Genomic DNA, 18,475 nt, shown 5'->3' with positions numbered 1-18,475 from the left:
ATGAGCAATGACAATTTCACGCCGCCGCGCGCCCCCAGTGCCGGGGACCGCACTGTGATAGTGCCTACGCCCGGTGCGCTGGCCGCCGGTCGAGCTGCGCAATCTCCCCAGGGAAATATGTTTAGTGGCGCAGAACTGCAACAGGAGATCCGCGTACGCAACAGCCTCAACCCGCTGGTATCCGCCGCGTCCAAGTTACTGGGTGTGATCATCAAACTGCGTTCGACCATGAATCACGGCAATGTGCCGGATCTGCACAAACGCCTCACCAATGAGATTCAGGGTTTCGAGCGCGAAGCCAAGCAACTGTCGCTGTCGCCGGAAACGGTGCTGACCGCGCGCTACCTCCTCTGCACTGTGGTTGACGAAGTGGTCCTGTCCACTCCCTGGGGCAGTGCCAGCGGCTGGAGCCAGCACTCGCTGCTGAGCCTTTTCCACAAGGAGACTTTTGGTGGTGAAAAATGCTTTGCCATCCTGCAACGCATGCAGGAGGCACCGGGAACGCACCTTGAACTGCTGGAGCTTTTTTACCTGTGTCTGAGCCTGGGCTTTCAGGGCAAGTACCGGCTGGTGCAGCGCGGGCACGAACAGCTGGAACAGATCCGGGATAACCTCTACCAGACGATTGAGAGTCACCGTCCGGCGATGGAGAGAGACCTGTCTCCTCGTTGGCAGGGTTGCGTCGAGCGCAAGACGCGGTTGATCCACTATGTGCCCCTGTGGGTGGTTGCCAGTGTCGTCTTCGGCCTGCTGGCGGTTACCTATAGCGGCTACCGCTGGTGGCTGTACGAGAGCGCAACACCGGTGGCGGAACGTATCGCCGACCTGACTGTTGAAGAAAACGGAAATACAGCGGCGACCCGATAACTCTCGGTTCGCCCGGGCACCAGCGCCGGCACGGCCTGGGAGATGGAGCTATTCATGAAACGCCTGCGGGATTTTTTTACCAATAAATGGGTTGTCGGCTTTATCGGTCTTCTGGCCCTGTCGCTGTTGATCTGGTTCGGGGCGGATTACATTAAATTCGGCAGCGACAACGCCACTCTGTCACACAGCCTGCGAATCACCCTGATCGTATTTTTCTTTGCCATCTGGCTGGTGTGGCACCTGAGCCAGTGGCTGGTGGAGCGACGCCAGAACAGGGCGCTGATCCAGGAGATTGAGGCGTCCCAGGAGGGCGAAGTCGATCCGGACCAGGAGCGCAGCCGGGAGGAACTGGAGGCCCTGTCATCCCGGTTTCGCGAAGCCATGGAAGTATTGCGCAAGGCGAGATTCAAATCGGACCGGGGACGGGTGTCCCTGTATCAATTGCCGTGGTACATCATTATCGGCCCGCCCGGGTCCGGCAAGACCACCGCACTGGTCAACTCCGGTCTGGAATTTCCGCTGGCGCAGAGTCACGGCAAGGAAGCGCTCGGCGGTATCGGCGGCACACGCAATTGCGACTGGTGGTTTACCAACGACGCGGTAATGATCGACACCGCGGGCCGCTATACGACTCAGGACAGTCACCGGGTGTACGACAACAGCGCCTGGCAGGCTTTCCTCGGGCTGCTCAAGCGCTATCGCCGTCGCCGCCCGATCAACGGTGCCCTGGTCGCCATCAGCCTGCAGGACCTGATGGTGCAGACTGCCGAACAGCGATTGCACCAGGCCAAGACCATTCGCCAGCGCATCAATGAGCTGCAGCAGCAGCTTGGCATTCGCTTCCCCATCTACCTCACCTTTACCAAGTGCGATCTGGTAGCGGGTTTCAGCGAGTTTTTCGACAACCTGTCCCAGGCGGAGCGGGAGCAGGTGTGGGGAGTCAGCTTCCCCGCCGAGGCCAGCCCTGCCGCGGGGGCGCCGCTGGACAGTTTTACCGGGGAATTCCGCCAGCTGATAGAGCGCCTCAACCAGCGCGTATTGTGGCGCGTGCACCAGGAGCGGAATGTCGAGAAGCGGGCCAGGCTGCAAGGCTTTCCGGCACGCATGGAAAGCCTGCAGGAAATGCTGTGCGACTTCGTCAAGCAGGCGTTCGGGGCCAACCGCTACGACACGGTACCGATGGTTCGCGGTGTCTATTTCACCAGTGGCACCCAGGAGGGCAGTCCCATAGACCGTATGATGGCTTCGGTGAGCGCCGACTTTGGCCTGGAGCGGGATATGGGACAGAAATTCCAGGGCGCCGGGAAAAGCTACTTCCTGCACCGTCTGCTGAAGGATGTGATATTCCCCGAAGCGGAACTGGTGGGAGTCAACCGCAGAATCGAATCGGCCACCCTGTGGCTGCGCAGGGGCGTCTATGCATCGCTGGCGGTCACTTTTGTCGGCGCACTCTTCCTGTGGACTGGCAGCATCGCCCAGAACAAGATCTTCATGGGCGAGGTCGGCGAGCATATTAGCCGCTATCAGCAGGGTGAGACAGAAGCCGCCGGCAGGAGGTTGACGTCGGTGGAAAGCCTGAAGCTGCTGGAACCTCTGCAGAGCGCCGCCGCCGTCTACGAGCGGGAGGAGCACCCCTGGCTCAGCAACCTGGGTCTCTACGACGACCGGGTCGACCGGGCGGCCGACGGTCTGTACCGCAACCGCCTGGAAACCGTATTCCTGCCGTCGCTGATTCGGGATATAGAGCGGGATCTCAGCCGCCTGGGCAGTGAGGACCCGGCCCTGGCCGATACCCTCAAGACCTATCTGATGTTTTTCCGCGCGGAAAAACGCGATCAACAGCTCCTGCAGGAATATTTCGCTGCCGGCTGGGAACGGCAGCTGCCGGGAGAGGCGCAACAGCAGCAAAAGCTCACACATCATCTGCAGCAGTTGTTTGCCCAGCCGCTGCCGGATTCGCTGGAAGAGAACGAGCGTGTGGTTGCCCGCGCGAGACAGCAGCTGCGGCGCATACCGGTACCGCAGCGACTCTATGCACAGCTGCAGAACAGCGAGCTGGGCGTCACCCCGGTAGACCTCTACGGGGAAATCGGCGGTGACACCGACCAGCTGTTCGGCGTGGGCGCTACTGATCCGCGCTTTACCGTGCCCTACCTCTACACCAAGGCGGGTTACAAGGAACTGGAATTCGGTGCCGACTCGCCGTTGATGGCGCAGCTGGCGGAGGAGCGCTGGATCTACGGTGGCGATATCAGCGGAGAGGATTTTACCGAGGCAGACCGGGAGCAGCTCGGTGAGGAAGTGAAGCGCATCTACCTGGGCGAGTACCAGCAGCGCTGGCAACGATTCCTCGCCGGCTTCCCGATTCAGCGCTTTCGCTCCACCGGCCAGGCCCTGGATACCCTCTCCAAACTGGCCGATCCGGTCTACTCGCCCCTGCTGGCCGTAGCGGAAATTACCGCGGACAACACCCGCCTGACGCCGCGCCCGGAACTGTCGGTCGACGCCTCGGGTGTCGCACTGCCCGTATCCAGCAGGACGCGCAACCTGGGCGCGGCCGCAGCAAGCGGTGCCGTCGGCGCCCTGCAGGAGCGCTTCGAACCGACCGTTGTCGACCTGCGTTTCGAGGAACTGCAGCGTATCACCCAGAGCGAGAAGGGGCGTCCGGCCAGGGTGCAGGAGTACCTCTCCGCCATCGGCAAGATACAGGAGTACCTGACCGAGATAGACAGTGCCCCGGATGCCAACGAGGCTGCGTTTAGCAGTGCCAAGGCGCGCTTCGCCGGGGGCGGTGGCGACGCCATCAAACAACTGCGCATCAAGGCAGCCAATGCGCCGGCCCCCTTCGATCAGTGGCTGGAGGATATCGCCGACAGCACCTGGGCCCTGGTCATGGCGAAGGCAAAACTGCACGCGGACCGTATCTGGCGTGAGCAGGTTTACAGCAGTTACAGCCGGAGCCTGGCCAACCGCTATCCGCTGCGCGGCAACCGCGAGCAGGAAATTCCGATTATGGAATTCAACCAGTTCTTCAAGCCGGGCGGCATTGAGCAGAAATTCGTTACCGAATTTCTGAAACCCTTTATCGACACCCGCAACTGGCGTATGAGATCGCTGGAAGGGCAGAGTCTCGGTCTGTCCGGGGAGACGCTGGCTCAATTGCGCCGCGCCGAGCGTATCCGCAATACATTCTTCAGCAGTGGCGAGCAGGCCGGCTACTCATTCCGTATTGAGCCGACCAAGCTGGACTCCGGCGTGAGGCTGTTCGCTCTGGAAATGGGCGGTCAGCGGGTGCCGTATTCCCACGGCCCCAGGACCAGCAAGAAACTCACCTGGCGCGGCGGCGAGAGCAATCGTGTACGCATTATTTTCGAGGATCTGAACGAAACGGTACACCGCAAACATTTTGAAGGCGACTGGGCCTGGTACCGGCTCCTGGCCAGTTCACAGCTGCAGTCGCGCAGCAGCACGGAACACCTGGTCACTTTTGAGGAAGAGGGGCGCAGTGCGCAGTTCAAGCTGGCCGCGGCCGGCGCGAACAATCCCTTCGATCGCAGTCTGTTCAGCAGCTACCGCTGCCCGGAAATCCTGTAATCGAGGAGGCTTACAAGGTGTCGATTGCAACGGGATTATTTGGCAAGTTGCCGGGCCACGGCGATTTTATCCAGCGCCAGCTGCCGGGCAGCTTTGTTACACCCTGGGATGGGTGGCTCCAGCGCGCTGTGCACGGGTCGCGCGAGTTGGTTGGCGAACCCTGGCTGGACTACTTCCTCACGAGTCCGGTGTGGCGTTTCGCCCTGTCCGCGGGTGTGCTCGACGAACAGGGCTGGGCCGGCGTGCTGGTGCCCAGTGTCGATAGTGTCGGCCGCTACTTTCCCCTGACCATAGCGGCTCCCCTTCCCGCCAGGTCCAATCCATTTGCGCTGCAGGTAAACGCGGATAGCTGGTACCGGCAGTTATCGGACCTGGCCATAGAGGCACTGCAGAGCGCGCTACAGGCTGACCAGTTAATGGAGGGCTTTGCCGATATTCCGCTAAACGCTACCGGTGAGTCTTATCCCGAGCCCTCAGCCGGTGTTTATCTGTGCAGCGGCGGTGAGGCGGGTATCGCCGGCAGCTACCCGGGGCTGTTGAACCAGCTATACCGCCAGCAATATCCGAGTTACAGCCTCTGGTGGTGCGCCGGGTCACAGCAGCTGGCACCCACCACGCTGCTGTGTCCGGCGCTGCCGGAACCGGAAACTTACTGCACCATGCTTGGTGCACCCAAGCTGAGTTGGTGAGCAAGGCAATACAGGCAATGAAGTCAGCTGTAATAGGGTGTGATTGATTGGCTGCAGGGTTTTAATCTATTGTCTCGCGCGGTTTCGCAATCCCACGGATGATGGCGAAGACCGACTATTCAAGAATTTTAAATGAATGCATGGAACGCAGGTCATAAGAATGTCTTATGAAGTTGTCTTTACCGGGGCGCTCAGGGACGGCTTCAGCCGGCGCCAGGGCATAGAATTTCTGGGTCGGCAGTTTGCACTGGGCTTTGCACAGATCAAACACCTGTTGTCGGGCGCTCGTCGTGTCGTAAAGCGGGTGCCGGAGCGCGAGAAGGCGGAAAGAGTGATCAGGGAGCTGTGGCGGGGTGGCTGGCACGCGGAATTGCAGCTGGGTGACCGCGTCCTTTATCGCACCGACCAGTCGCAAGACCTCAATATTGAGGAAGCGGAAACGAACAGGCACAGTAACAGTCGCGTCTCCATCTGCCTGCCACCGTCGTGGAAGCCCTGCAGCGATCTGAACCCCAATGCCGTGTTCCAGGCCGGCGAACGGGACAGGCATCACTATATCGTCATACTTCAGCAGCCGCGCCGGGACCTGCCGACAAGCCTTTCCCTGGCGAATTACGGCGCGGCCCAGTTGCAGCAGTGCCTGGCGCGGGTGAGCGCGGGGCAGGTGGTTTCTGGTCCAGAAGCTACAGAGCACGTACAGGGTCCGGCCTGTATCTCTGAAATGTCTGCCCAGCTCAATGGGCCATCCATTCAATACCTGGTTGCACATTTTCAGTGCCCAGAATACTTCTATACGATTTTTTTATGGTGTGAACAGCGGGAGTTCGGTGAAAAGAAGCAGGAGTTTCTAAGAATCGTAGAGAGCTTCAGGGAAGGTGGCGCTGAGGAGGTTGCGGAGGAAAACGGTACGGGCGTGTTGGCTTCAGTGTAAACGAAACTGATGACCGAATATATTCGATTAACTTTGTATGTGATCCGCAATTTTTGCAGGAAAACCTGCAGAATGAAGCTTTTGTCTTGAATAGATAACTGCAAGGTGTACTCTTCCAAAAAAATTTAGTTATAGGGACTGATTGGAAAAAAGGATCTTTCATGGCCTTCCCAAATGTAATTGATATTGATGCGCTGGTTGCTCCCATCTCGGATGATCAGCCAACCGGAAGTGATATCCGTGAGGATCGCTCTCCCACTTCGGATTACTACACCATCAAGGACGCCCGCAACAGTGCCCGCGCTGCCGAGCGCTCGGCCCTGTTCGACGAGAGTGACGCCGACCTGTTGGCACCCTGGCGGGATGTGGCCAAGACCGCAGAGAAAATCCTCACCAAACAAAGCAAAGACCTCGAAGTGGCGAGCTGGTACACGGAGGCGTTGATTCGCCTGCAGGGTTTTTCCGGCCTGCGCGACGGTTTTGCCCTGATTGACCGCCTGGTGGCGGATCACTGGGAGGGGCTGTATCCGGAACCCGATGAGGACGGTCTGGAGACCAAGGTGGCGCCTCTCTCGGGGCTGAATGGGGACGGCGGTGACGGCACCCTGATGATGCCCATTCGCAGCGCCGAAATTACCCCGGAAGGGGACAATGGCAGCTTTACTTTTTTCCAGCACCAGCAGGCCCGTGACGCCGACCGGATAGCAGACGACGATGCCAAGGTCGCGCGTATTGAGACCCTGGGCTACAGCCTTGACGATATCAACCAGTGTGTGAATGCGGCCAGTAACGAGTGGGCGCGGGATCTGGTGGAGACCATTGAGGACGCCATCAATCACTACAAGAGTATCAATGATGCTCTACGCTCCAGCTGCGGCCACGACGCCCCACCCTCGACCAATATCAGCGCCCTGCTGGACGAGGTGCTGCGCACCGCGCGTTTTGTTTTCAAATCCCAGCTGGATGCACTGGTGGCGGCCGAGGCTTCAGCGGAGGCAGATGCTCCCAGTGCGGCGGAAAGTGAAACTGCTGCCGGGGCAGTCCCGGCGGCAGCGCCGGGAGTTGCGGTGGCGGCCGGCCCGGTGTCCTCGCGCGAGGGCGCACTGAAATTGCTCGAAGAGGCCGCAAAATACTTCCGCACTTACGAACCCCATACACCCCTGGCGCCCGGGCTGGAGCGACTGATCGGTTGGGGGCGTATGACCGTTTCAGAATTGATGACCGAGTTGCTACCGGACGAACAGTCCCGAGCGGTTTATTCACAGCTGACCGGGGTCAGGCTCGACGGATCCGACACCCAGCGCTATGTCGCGCCTCCCGTCGTGACCAGTGCCCCGGCGCCAAGCGCCGTCGCGCAAACTGAAAATGCCAGCGAAGCTGCTGCGCCCCAGTCGGAGTGGAACGAGGAGCCGCAGGCAGAGGCCAGCGTTGGCTGGTAACACTTTCAATACTTGCAGTCCCTAAATTGAGGAAAGGAGACCCGAGATGTCCGAAAGCATACATAACAAACTGAAGCGCGTGCGCAAGCCGCGTGTCCATATCACCTACGATGTCGAAACCAACGGCGCCGAAGTCAAGAAGGAGTTACCTTTTGTGACCGGGGTCATGGGGGATTACTCGGGTGATAACGCCGAGAATCGCAAGGCCCTGAAAGAGCGCAAGTTCGTGCAGATCGACCGCGACAACTTCAACGACGTCATGGCCAAGGTCAATCCGAAATTGAACCTGCAGGTCGAAAATACCCTCGCCGGTGACGGCAGCAAGCTGGGCGTCGATCTGGACTTCAACCACATAGAGGATTTTTCCCCGGAGCAGATCGTCGAGCAGGTGGAGCCGTTGAAGCAGCTGCTCGAGGCACGCAGCAAGTTGCGGGATCTGCTGAGCAAGGCGGACCGCTCCGAAGAGCTGGAGAAAGTCCTTGAAGACATTCTGAAGAGCACCGAAAACGTCGGCGCCATCTCCGAGCAGCTGGGTCTCGGCGACAAAGAGGGTGAGAAGAAGGAAGAGGAATCAGAATGAGCACTGAAGTTGAAAACGTTGCGGAAAGCGAAACGGAAGAACAGTCGGTCAGTCTGCTCGAGCAGGCCATCGCTGCCACCAAGCAGACAGCGCCGGACGAAGCACAGGATCTGATTGCCAACCTCACGGAGCAGGTCCTGAAGGGGACCGTCAGCTGGGACCGCAACCTGACACAGACGATCAAGAAGGCAGTCCAGGCCATTGACCAGGCCATGTCCAAGCAGCTTTCCGCCGTATTGCACGACGAGAAATTCCAGAAGCTGGAGGGCTCCTGGCGCGGCCTGCACCACCTGGTCATGAACAGTGAAACCGGCGCTACCCTGAAGATCCGTATGCTCAACCTGAGCAAGCGTGAGCTGTTCCGGGACCTGGACAAGGCGGTGGAATTCGACCAGAGCCAGACTTTCAAGAAAATCTACGAAGAGGAATTCGGTACCGCCGGTGGCGAGCCGTTCGGCTGCATGATCGGCGACTTCGAATTCACCAGCCATCCCGAAGACATAGAACTGCTGAGCAAGATGTCCAATGTCGCGGCCGCCGGTTTCTGTCCGTTTATCTCCGCAGCCGGCGCCGGCATGTTCGGCTTCAGTGACTTTACCGAGCTGTCCAAGCCCCGCGACCTGGGCGGTATCTTTGAGTCCGGTGAATATATCAAGTGGCGCAGTTTCCGCGACAGCGAGGACTCGCGCTTTGTCACCCTGGTGATGCCCCGCACCCTGGCACGCACGCCCTACGGTGCCAATACCAAGCCGATCGAATCCTTTGATTTCGAGGAGTTCGAAGTGGACGAGTCCGGTGTATCCCGCCCGGCGGACCACGATCAGTACTGCTGGATGAACGCCTCCTACGTGATGGGCACCACCATGACCAAGGCGTTCTCCGAGAACTCCTGGTGTACGGCCATTCGCGGTGCGGAGGGCGGCGGTAAGGTCGAAGGCCTGCCGACTCACCTGTTCAAGAGCGACGACGGCGACCTGGACCAGAAGTGCCCGACTGAAATCGGTATCACCGATCGCCGTGAGGCGGAGCTTAGCGCCCAGGGGTTCCTGCCCCTGTGTCACTACAAGAATACCGATTACTCGGTGTTTTTCGGTTCACAGAGCGCGCAGAAGCCGAAGATGTACGACAACCCGGATGCAACCTCCAACGCCGCCATCTCTGCGCGCCTGCCGTACCTGATGGCCACCTCGCGCATCGCCCACTACCTGAAGGTAATGGCGCGTGACAAGGTGGGTTCCTTTATGGAAGCGAGCGACTGTGAGCGCTGGCTGAACAAGTGGATCACCCAGTACACCAACTCCAACCCGGATGCGAGCCCAGAGATGAAGGCCAAGTATCCGCTGGCGGAAGCGCGGGTAGAGGTGAAGGAAATTCCGGGGCAGCCCGGCTGCTACAGTGCCGTGGCCTACCTGAAGCCCTGGCTGCAAATGGAGGAATTGACCACCTCCATGCGCATGGTAGCCAATATCCCCACTGCGGGATAAGTGCACAGGGCCCGCCCGCAGTCCCCGGGCGGGCCGTTTTCTCCTGACTGAACTCGTATAACTCTGGCGGAAGCCAGGCCGCCAATATCTGTGGGAGTATTTGCTGTGCCCGCCGCATCGAACAACCAGTTAGCAGATGATTGTGAAGCATTGCTGCCTCCCCAATTGATGACTGGCCGGCGCAGTGCGCTGCAGAAATTCCTGCAGGAACCCGATGATCTCTTCGCCTTCGAGTACTGGCTGACGGAAATCTGTCCCTGTCCGCACAGGGAGCAATTCAGTGTTCGACAGTGGCTGAACCGACTGGTGGCGGAGCTGGATGAGCTTATCTGTGATCAGCTCAACAGCATCCTGCACGAGCCGGATTTTCAACGCCTGGAGGCCAGCTGGCGCGGGCTGTCAATGCTGGTGTACAACACCCCGCATTCGGACAATATAAAGATCAAGCTGCTGGACGTCAGTTGGCGTGACCTCAGCAAGGATATGGAGAGGGCGCCGGATTTCGACCAGTCCGGTCTCTTTCACCTGATCTACAACGAGGAATTCGGCACACCCGGTGGTGAGCCCTTTGGCCTGCTACTCGGCGACTACACCGTTTCTCACCGACCCTTTGCGGGCCATCCCTACGACGACATATTTACCTTGCAGGGCATTGCCCATACTGCGGCCGCCGCCTTTGCGCCCTTTGTCTGCGCCGCAACCCCACAGCTTTTCGGCCTGGATCACTTCGATGAACTGGCCAAGCCGATCGACTTCGCGGAAGTGTTCCGGCAAAAGCAGTATATTCGCTGGAACGGTCTGCGCGATCTGGAGGATAGCCGCTTTATTGCGGTGACCTTGCCGCAGGTACTGTTGCGCCAACCCTACAATACAGAATTTTCCAGCTATCGCGGCCTGCGCTTTGCCGAGCAGGTCGCGGCGGCCCACAGCAGGAAATACCTGTGGGGCAATGCCTGCTTCGCCCTGGGTGCAGTCCTGATGCGCGAGTTCAGTGAGGTGGGCTGGTTCTCGCACATTCGCGGCGTTGCCCGAGATCACCTCGGCGGCGGCCTGGTATCGCAGTTGCCGGCGGTGCCCTACGGGGCCGACAGCGGTCCGGGCATGGTGCGCATGTCTACCTCGATACTGGTGACGGACTTCGCCGAGCGTGACCTGAGTGAACTGGGCTTCGCCTGCCTCTGCCACTGTTACGATACCCCCTACAGCGCCTTCAACAGCGTGCCGTCGCTGCAGCGGCCCAAGCAGTACACCACCAAGGCCGCTACCGCCAACGCCCGCATCAGCTCCATGTTGCAGCAGATTCTGTGCGCATCCCGCTTCGCCCATTACATCAAGGTGATGATCCGGGACAAGGTGGGTGCCTATATGAATGCCGGAGACTGTGAGCGCCAGCTACAGAAGTGGCTGGATCGCTACACCACCGGGCGCGACGACCTGTCCTGGGAAATGCTGGCCCGCTATCCACTGCGCGAGGCGAGGGTACGTGTGGTCGATGAGCCGGGCAAGGTCGGCAGTTATCAGAGCGTTATCCACCTGAAGAGCCACTACACGGTGGATCACCTGGTTTCCGAACTGAAACTGACGACCGCCCTGGCCCAGATCGGCGTCGGCACGGTGCAATAACCATGACCAGAGAAAAACGCCTTTTGGCCCCGGTACTGGATCGCCTATTGGAGTCGTCCCGCAATATGGACCTGCACCAACCGCACCAGGTTCTGAGACAGCTGCGTGAGGGAGTCCGACGGGACCTGGAATACCTGTTCAATACGCGTTACCGCTGCCTGTCGGTACCGGAGTCGCACAGTCACCTGGAGCGCTCCAATATCAATTACGGACTGCCGGACCTGTCGACGATCAACCTGTCCTCCCTGGACAGCCGCAAGCGTTTCTGTCGGGAAATCGAGAAAACCATCCTGGAATTCGAGCCGCGAATCCGCTCCGTAAAAGTGACCACCCAGGAAAAGGTGGATGTCGAGGATCCCAGCATCCGCTTCCGTGTCGAGGCGGTTCTGCACATAAACCCCGCTTCGGAAGTCATCGTATTTGACTCGGCCCTGAATCCGGTGACCCAGACAGTCGATGTGTCGGAGATAATGTAATGGAGATCCCGATAGATCTACTGCGCTCGCCCCTGGCACCGTTCGTTGGTGCTCATGGTACCCAACGCAGTGGTGCAGCTAGTGCATACCTAAAGAAGCGCGTTCCACACACTGTGCTCCGGCAACTACCGTCTGCCACCCGCTCGCTGCAATTTCCAGAGATGCCCCAATGAGTGAAAAACTGATCGATCTCTACGAGCGCGAATTGGCGTTCGTCCAGCAGACGGCCTCGGAGTTTGCGCGTATGCACCCGGCCGCCGCCGCCCGCCTGCAGCTGGATACCGACACTGTCGACGATCCCCTGGTGGGGCGCCTGATGTCGGGCTTCGCCTATATGAATGCGCGCGTGCAGCAGAAGCTCAGCGACGACTTTCCCGAGCTCACCGATGCGATGCTCGAGACGCTGTATCCGCACTACCTGAGGCCCATACCCTCCTGTGCCATAGTGCAGTTCGAACCGGAACCGGATCTGGATGCGATAACGCGTGTGGATGCGGATACCCTGTTGGAGACGGACAGTTTCCAGGGGCAGACCTGCCGCTTTACCAGCCGCTATCCGGTGGATATCTGCCCCTTCCAGGTTGAGAGCGCCAGCCTGATGCCGCGCCCCTTTATTGCCCCGGGGTGCAACGATATCCAGGGGGCCAACGCGGTCCTGAAGCTCTCCCTCAAGACCCTGGGTGCGGATCTGAGTTTTGCGGAACTGCGCCCCGAGCAACTGCGCTTCTTCCTGCGCGGCCAACCCAGCCATACCCATGCACTCTACGATCTGCTGCTGAGCAAGTGCGTCCGACTGGTGGTCGCCAACGGGGAGACGGACCCGAAGCCCAGATTCCTGCCTGCGGACACCCTGCAACAGGTGGGGCTGGAGCCCGATCAGGGGCTGTTGCCCTATCCGGATAGCGCATTTATCGGCTACCGTCTGCTGACTGAATATTTCGCCTTCCCGGAAAAGTTCCATTTTATCGATGTTACCCGGCTGCAGGACGCGCTGAACGACAGCTACGGCGATACGCTGAACCTGTATTTCTACCTGTCCGAGAGTCACGACGAACTGGAAAAACAGATTGCCCCGAGTATGTTCGCCCTCGGCTGTACGCCGGTGGTCAACCTGTTCCCGCAGACCGCGGATCCGATTCCCCTCAGCCACAGCCAGTACAACTACCATGTAGTGCCGGACGCGCGCCGCAGCGACGGCCTGGAAATCTATTCCATCGACGAGGTCGGCGCGACGGACGGCAGTGGCAAAACCACTAGCTACCGACCCTTTTACGGTATCCAGCACAGCCGGCACCAGGCCCAGCAGTCCGCCTTCTGGTTCAACCGTCGCCGCGATGTGATAGAGGGAGAGCACCGCAATGAGCAGGCGTCCGAGGTGGATATCTGCCTGGTGGATCTGGATTTCAACCCGCACCGTATCAGCGACCAGACGCTCGACTTAAAACTGACCTGCTGCAATCGCAACCTGCCAAAGAAACTGCCCAGTGGTAATGCCCAGCCCTACCTGGAAATTGTGGACGGGGATGCGCCCGCGAGCCGCATCAGCTGCGTGGTGTCCCCGACGACCACCCTGCGACCGCCAAGGCGCGAGCGAGGCTACTGGCGGCTTATCTCGCATCTTAATCTGAACCACCTGTCCCTGTCTGGAGCGGGCGGCTGCGATGCGCTGAAGGAGATATTCCGACTGTACGACTTCCGCGATTCCGCCAGCACCCGCAACCTGATCGAATCCCTGTTGAAGGTGAATACCAAGCCCATTACTGCGCCTATCCAGATAGATCACAGCGTGGTCTTGTGCCGTGGTACCGAGGTACAGATAGAGCTGGATTCAATGATGCTCGCCGGATCCAGTCCGTTACTGTTCGCCAGCATTATAGAGCGCTTCCTGGGCCTCTACTGTTCACTGAATTCTTTTACCCGCTTGATTGCCACCATGAGTGGCAGAGATGGAGAACTGAAGCGATGGCCACCTCGCGCCGGCGACAAAGCTTTACTGTAATAGAGCGCCTGCGCCGCGAGCCCTACCGCTTCGATTTCTTCCAGGCGGTGCGGCTTATCGAGCGCGCGGCGGTATTGGCCGGCGACGATTGTGCCATGGAGGCAGTCGCCGGTTCGGCGCCGCCGTCGCGGGAGCTGGTGCGCTTCCGGGCACAATCCGGGTTGTCGTTTGTCGGTGCCGATATTTTGAGGCTGGAGCAGCGAGGCGGCCCCGATAGCGAACAGGGCGACAGCGATCTCAGTCAATGGCAGATGGATGTTGGCTTTACCGGCCTGATCGGTAGCCAGGGGGTGATGCCCTATTACCTGACCGAGCTGGTGCTGAAAGAGCTGCGGGAAAAAAACACCGCGTTGCGCGACTTTCTGGATATGTTCAACCACCGCCACGTCTCGCTGTTTTACCAGGCATGGCACAAGTACCAGCTGCCGGTCAATTACGAGCGTCAGCACCTGCGCCGCGAGAGGGAGCCGGACCTGTTCAGCCATGCGCTGGCGTCCCTGGCGGGGATGGGCACCAGTGAGATGCGCTATCGCCTGCCTCTGCCCGATGAGGCGCTGCTGGGAATGGTCGGCCACCTGGGCCGGCAGCAGTGCTCCGCGGCTGCACTGGCCAGTATGATCCGGCAATACTTCGGGCTCAATGTCAGTATCGAGCAGTTCCAGGGACAGTGGGACTATCTGCCGGAGGACGTACTCTGCCGGCTGCCCGGGCCTGACTATCCCCGGGGCGTCAACAATTGCCTCGGCGTCAATACGGTACTCGGTACCCAATGCTTCCAGGCCCAGAACAAGTTCCGCGTGGTGGTGGAACCCATGGCCTACGAGCAGTTTATGACCATAGCCCCGGGCAGTGACAAATTGGAAGCACTCAAATCCTTTATTCAGTTCAGTGCCGGAGTGGAGATGGATTTTGAAATAGCGGTCACCCTGTTCACCGGCCAGGTGGCGCCGGCGCAACTGAGCGAAAAGCCCGAGTTACAGCCGTTGCTGGGTTGGAACACCCATATGGGAGGCGAGGACCGGGATGACAAGCGTGTGCAGATCAGGATGAGTGCGGACCGTATGTCCCCGGATGAAGCCCTGCCCGGGGCCTGACCCGGGAACGCCGAGCTCCAGCTCGGTACAGCGGGCCGCAGGCCCGCCACCGGGGTGCGCAATTACTCTAACTTCAATAAAAAAGGAACTTTGCCCATGATCAATATCGACCTCAAGCGGCTAGTGGACACCATGACGCCGCATATGCGCGACTCGCTCGAGGGGGCCGCCGGACTCTGCCTGGCACAGAACCAGTACAACGTCGAGTTGGAGCACTGGCTGCTGAAACTGCTGGACCAGTCCGACACGGATCTGTACCACCTGCTGGAGAAGCACGACTGCAACCCGGCAAATTTCGCCAAGCAACTCGCGACCAGTATCGCGGGCTTCAAGTCCGGCAGCAGTCGACCGGCCGCTCTCTCCCCGACCATTGTCGAGGGCGCCAAGAACGCCTGGATGCTCGCCTCCATCGACTATGGCCACAGGGCTATCAGCTCCGGCCACCTGTTGGCGGCACTGTTGCTGGAAGAGACATCGCGCCGGCAGCTACTGGAAAGCTGCCCGGAGCTGAAAAATATTGCCCCTGAATCTATCCGCGAGACGGCCAGGGGTATGTTCGGCCGCAGTGGCGAATCCGGTCATCTCGGTGGCGTCGATGGTGACGAGGGCGCGGTTGCGGTCGCCGCGGCGGCGAGCAAGGCGCCGGCGCTGGACAAATTCACCATCAACCTCACAGAGCGCGCGCAAAAAGGGGAGATAGATCCGGTACTGGGGCGCGATCAGGAGATACGCCAGTGTATCGATATTCTCACCCGCCGCCGGCAGAACAACCCGATACTGACCGGCGAGGCGGGTGTGGGCAAAACCGCAGTGGTAGAGGGGTTTGCGCTGCGCATTGCCAGCGGTGACGTACCGGAACCGTTGAAGGGCGTCGCCGTGCGCACCCTGGATCTGGGGTTGCTGCAGGCTGGCGCCAGTGTGAAGGGTGAGTTCGAGAACCGCCTCAAGTCGGTGATTGAAGAGGTGCGTGCATCGGCCACGCCCATCATCCTGTTTATCGACGAGGCGCACACCATGATCGGTGCCGGCGGCAAGGAGGGGCAGGGCGATGCCGCCAACCTGCTCAAGCCAGCCTTGGCCCGCGGTGAACTGCGCACCATTGCCGCCACTACCTGGGCGGAATACAAGAAATATTTCGAACGCGACCCGGCACTGACCCGCCGCTTCCAGGTGGTTAAGGTCGAGGAGCCCAGCGAGGACAAAGCTATCGATATGATGCGCGGTATCGCAGTTTCGCTGGAAGAGCACCACCGGGTGCGCATTCTCGATGAGGCCGTGATCGCATCGGTTCAACTGTCGCACCGTTATATTCCCGGTCGACAGCTACCGGACAAATCGGTCAGCTTGCTGGACACGGCCTGCGCCCGTGTCGCCCTCGGCCAGTCGGCTACGCCGGGCGCCATCGAGGACGCCCGGCGCACCATTTCCCGGTCCAGGACCACGATCGAAAAATTGCAGCGCGAGAACGCCGCCAGTGGTGTCCACGAAGAACAGCTGCGGGAGTTGGCCGAGCAGCAAAAAGAGGCGGAAGAGCGACTGGGCACTCTGGAAAACCAGCGAGCACAGGAAGTGGAGCTGATTGAACAGATTCACAAGCTGCGCGACCAGATAGACGAGGGATTCGCACAGCAGCAAGCTGGTGAAGAGGGTATGGACCCGGCCCTGATGGAAGACCTGAAACAGCAGCTCCAATCACTGCATACACAATTGAGTGAGGTGCAGGGCGATACCCCACTGATGCAGCCTGCCGTGGATGAACAGGCCATTGCCGAAGTGGTCGCCAACTGGACCGGTATCCCGGTGGGCAAGATGGTCAGCGATGAGATAGTTGCGGTGCAGACGCTGGCCGATCGGCTCAATCGTCGGGTTATCGGCCAGCCCCACGTGACAGAAGCGGTAGCCCAGGCCATTCGTACCTCCCGCGCCGGTCTCACCGATCCGCGCAAGCCGGTGGGAGTCTTTATGTTCTGCGGTACTAGCGGTGTCGGCAAGACCGAAACCGCCCTTGCTCTCGCCGACGAACTCTTCGGCGGCGAGCAGAATATCACCACCATCAACATGGCCGAGTTCAAGGAGGAGCACAAGGTATCCATGCTGCTCGGTTCGCCGCCCGGATACGTCGGCTATGGCGAGGGCGGCGTGCTCACCGAAGCCGCGCGCCGCAAACCCTACTCGGTAATACTGCTGGACGAAATGGAAAAGGCCCACCCGGGAGTGCAGGATATCTTTTACAACCTGTTCGACAAGGGCACCGTCAAGGACGGCGAAGGGCGCGACATCGACTTCAAGAACACCGTCATCATCATGACCTCCAATGCCGGAGAAGATGCGATTAGAGCCATCTTCAGCCAGGTAGAGGAAAAGCCGGAGTCGGATGTGCTGCTGGACAATATCCGCCCACACCTGTTGCAGAAGTTCAAGCCCGCCTTCCTGGGGCGCGCCAATGTAATCGCCTTCTATCCACTGGACGACGAGAACCTGGTGGAAATCTGCAAGATCAATATGCGCCGCATAGAGAAGAGAGTGAAGGAGCACTACGGGGCTGGCTTCAACTATGACGAGGACGTATTGATCAATATCGTCGCCCGCTGCCAGGAATCGGATACCGGTGCGCGCAATATTGAGGCGATTCTGAACCGCACCCTGCTGCCATCGCTGGCCAGCGAGTGTCTGGATCGGATGGCCAAGGGAGAAGAGGTTGTGGCTATCCATGTGGGCGCGACCGAGGAGGGCGATTTCAGCTATCAGATAAGCTGATAAATTTCCCGGATGTATCACGCCAAACGCCCGGCAAGCCGGGCGTATGACTTTGAATCATAGGGCCTGTAGGGACGCACCCGAAGGGGCGGGGCCGTTTTTCCGCAATGCTGCGTTGCAGTTCGCTCATGTAGCGGGCCACACAACGCTAACAGCGCCTTGCCTTGCGAAAAAACGGCCTCCGTCGCGACCATCGAATTTAGTGTGAACAGGCCCTAGTAGAGGATCGCGTAGACAGCGATACTCGCGAACGCGGCGAGCATATAAAAGTAGCCGCCTACAGCAGACAGAGCGCCACCGCTACCTGTTTCCAGGTTCTTGAATCCCCTGTGAACACTAATGAGCAAGAGAAGCAGACCAAGCAACATAAACCAGAAATAGTGGCCAGTGAAGAATGGCAGGATGGTGATTGCGGGAATTAATAACAACAGTGAGAGGAAGGTGGCATCCGACTTCTTCGGCACCGCGGCGAGCAGAAAACAAATAAAGTAGAGCGCCGAGACCCAATATCCTGTCCAGGAAGTGTGCTCGCCATCGTTGGCCTCCACCAAGTCATGCGGTGTGGCTTCGGCAAAACCGTCATGGAAGAATATAAAATAGATAACCACCGTTAGCAGAATGCTTCCTGGAACCAGTGTGATGAGCTCCGAGGGGGCATTGAGCCAGCCTTTCCTGTGGCAGAACCATTGGCTGGTCGCAGTAATCAAAATAATTGATAGGGTGCAAGCCAGGCTGGTCCAGAAATTCTCCGTATAAAATAGCGCCAGAAAAGGCGCGAATAATGCAAGATCGCTAAGTCGGTCACTATTCGCTGATCTGGTACCAGAATCATCAGTCTTTCTTCCGGTCACATAACAGTCAATAGCCACTGCCAAGACTGCGAGTATGGTTATAAGACCGATGGGCAGCAGAATCTCGGGCATAGAAAAGGCTGTAGCCGAT

The 18,475-nt window shown here is 59.4% G+C and carries 13 protein-coding genes; 12 read left to right on the top strand and 1 reads right to left on the bottom strand.

Annotation, left to right across the window (positions count from 1 at the left end; translation table 11 throughout):
* From icmH to tssH, 12 genes are all read left to right on the top strand, one after another.
* On the top strand, positions 1 to 867 hold the full coding sequence (gene icmH / locus IG627_RS03610) for a type IVB secretion system protein IcmH/DotU (protein WP_193190053.1): 867 nt from the start codon (positions 1 to 3) through the stop codon (positions 865 to 867).
* Between the two features lie 54 nt (positions 868 to 921).
* Positions 922 to 4,461 (top strand): type VI secretion system membrane subunit TssM, encoded by a 3,540-nt coding sequence (gene tssM, locus IG627_RS03605; RefSeq protein ID WP_193190050.1) that lies wholly within the window; start codon positions 922 to 924, stop codon positions 4,459 to 4,461.
* A gap of 17 nt (positions 4,462 to 4,478) precedes the next feature.
* A complete protein-coding gene (gene tagF / locus IG627_RS03600) occupies positions 4,479 to 5,150 on the top strand; it encodes a type VI secretion system-associated protein TagF (protein ID WP_193190048.1) in 672 nt (223 codons plus the stop codon).
* A gap of 160 nt (positions 5,151 to 5,310) precedes the next feature.
* Positions 5,311 to 6,081, top strand: a complete 771-nt coding sequence (locus IG627_RS03595; protein WP_193190046.1) for a hypothetical protein — start codon at positions 5,311 to 5,313, stop codon at positions 6,079 to 6,081.
* Positions 6,082 to 6,242: 161 nt separating this feature from the next.
* The gene (tssA, locus tag IG627_RS03590) at positions 6,243 to 7,520 is read left to right on the top strand and encodes a type VI secretion system protein TssA (RefSeq protein ID WP_193190044.1); all 1,278 of its coding nucleotides are present in this window, start codon (positions 6,243 to 6,245) and stop codon (positions 7,518 to 7,520) included.
* A gap of 46 nt (positions 7,521 to 7,566) precedes the next feature.
* Complete coding sequence (gene tssB / locus IG627_RS03585) at positions 7,567 to 8,100, top strand: type VI secretion system contractile sheath small subunit (protein WP_193190042.1); 534 nt, start codon at positions 7,567 to 7,569, stop codon at positions 8,098 to 8,100.
* On the top strand, positions 8,097 to 9,584 hold the full coding sequence (gene tssC, locus IG627_RS03580; protein ID WP_193190041.1) for a type VI secretion system contractile sheath large subunit: 1,488 nt from the start codon (positions 8,097 to 8,099) through the stop codon (positions 9,582 to 9,584). The genes tssB and tssC (IG627_RS03580) overlap by 4 nt, the downstream gene beginning before the upstream one ends.
* A gap of 150 nt (positions 9,585 to 9,734) precedes the next feature.
* The gene (gene tssC / locus IG627_RS03575) at positions 9,735 to 11,207 is read left to right on the top strand and encodes a type VI secretion system contractile sheath large subunit (RefSeq protein WP_226864677.1); all 1,473 of its coding nucleotides are present in this window, start codon (positions 9,735 to 9,737) and stop codon (positions 11,205 to 11,207) included.
* Positions 11,208 to 11,209: 2 nt separating this feature from the next.
* Complete coding sequence (gene tssE, locus IG627_RS03570; RefSeq protein ID WP_193190039.1) at positions 11,210 to 11,683, top strand: type VI secretion system baseplate subunit TssE; 474 nt, start codon at positions 11,210 to 11,212, stop codon at positions 11,681 to 11,683.
* 169 nt (positions 11,684 to 11,852) lie between these two features.
* Complete coding sequence (tssF, locus tag IG627_RS03565; RefSeq protein WP_193190037.1) at positions 11,853 to 13,682, top strand: type VI secretion system baseplate subunit TssF; 1,830 nt, start codon at positions 11,853 to 11,855, stop codon at positions 13,680 to 13,682.
* Positions 13,646 to 14,776: a type VI secretion system baseplate subunit TssG gene (tssG, locus tag IG627_RS03560; RefSeq protein WP_193190035.1), complete on the top strand. Its 1,131-nt coding sequence runs from the start codon at positions 13,646 to 13,648 to the stop codon at positions 14,774 to 14,776. The genes tssF and tssG overlap by 37 nt, the downstream gene beginning before the upstream one ends.
* Positions 14,777 to 14,872: 96 nt before the next feature.
* On the top strand, positions 14,873 to 17,533 hold the full coding sequence (gene tssH / locus IG627_RS03555) for a type VI secretion system ATPase TssH (protein ID WP_193190033.1): 2,661 nt from the start codon (positions 14,873 to 14,875) through the stop codon (positions 17,531 to 17,533).
* 215 nt (positions 17,534 to 17,748) lie between these two features.
* Here tssH and IG627_RS03550 read toward each other — a convergent pair whose 3' ends face one another.
* Entirely contained in the window at positions 17,749 to 18,456 is a 708-nt protein-coding gene (locus IG627_RS03550) for a hypothetical protein (protein WP_193190031.1), read from the bottom strand.
* Positions 18,457 to 18,475 lie beyond the last annotated feature (19 nt).

The sequence above is a fragment of the Microbulbifer taiwanensis genome, assembly GCF_014904815.1.
GTDB classification, from domain to species: Bacteria; Pseudomonadota; Gammaproteobacteria; order Pseudomonadales; family Cellvibrionaceae; genus Microbulbifer; species Microbulbifer taiwanensis.
Note: the sequence above shows the minus strand (reverse complement) of the source record. Positions and strands in the feature narration are given on the sequence as shown.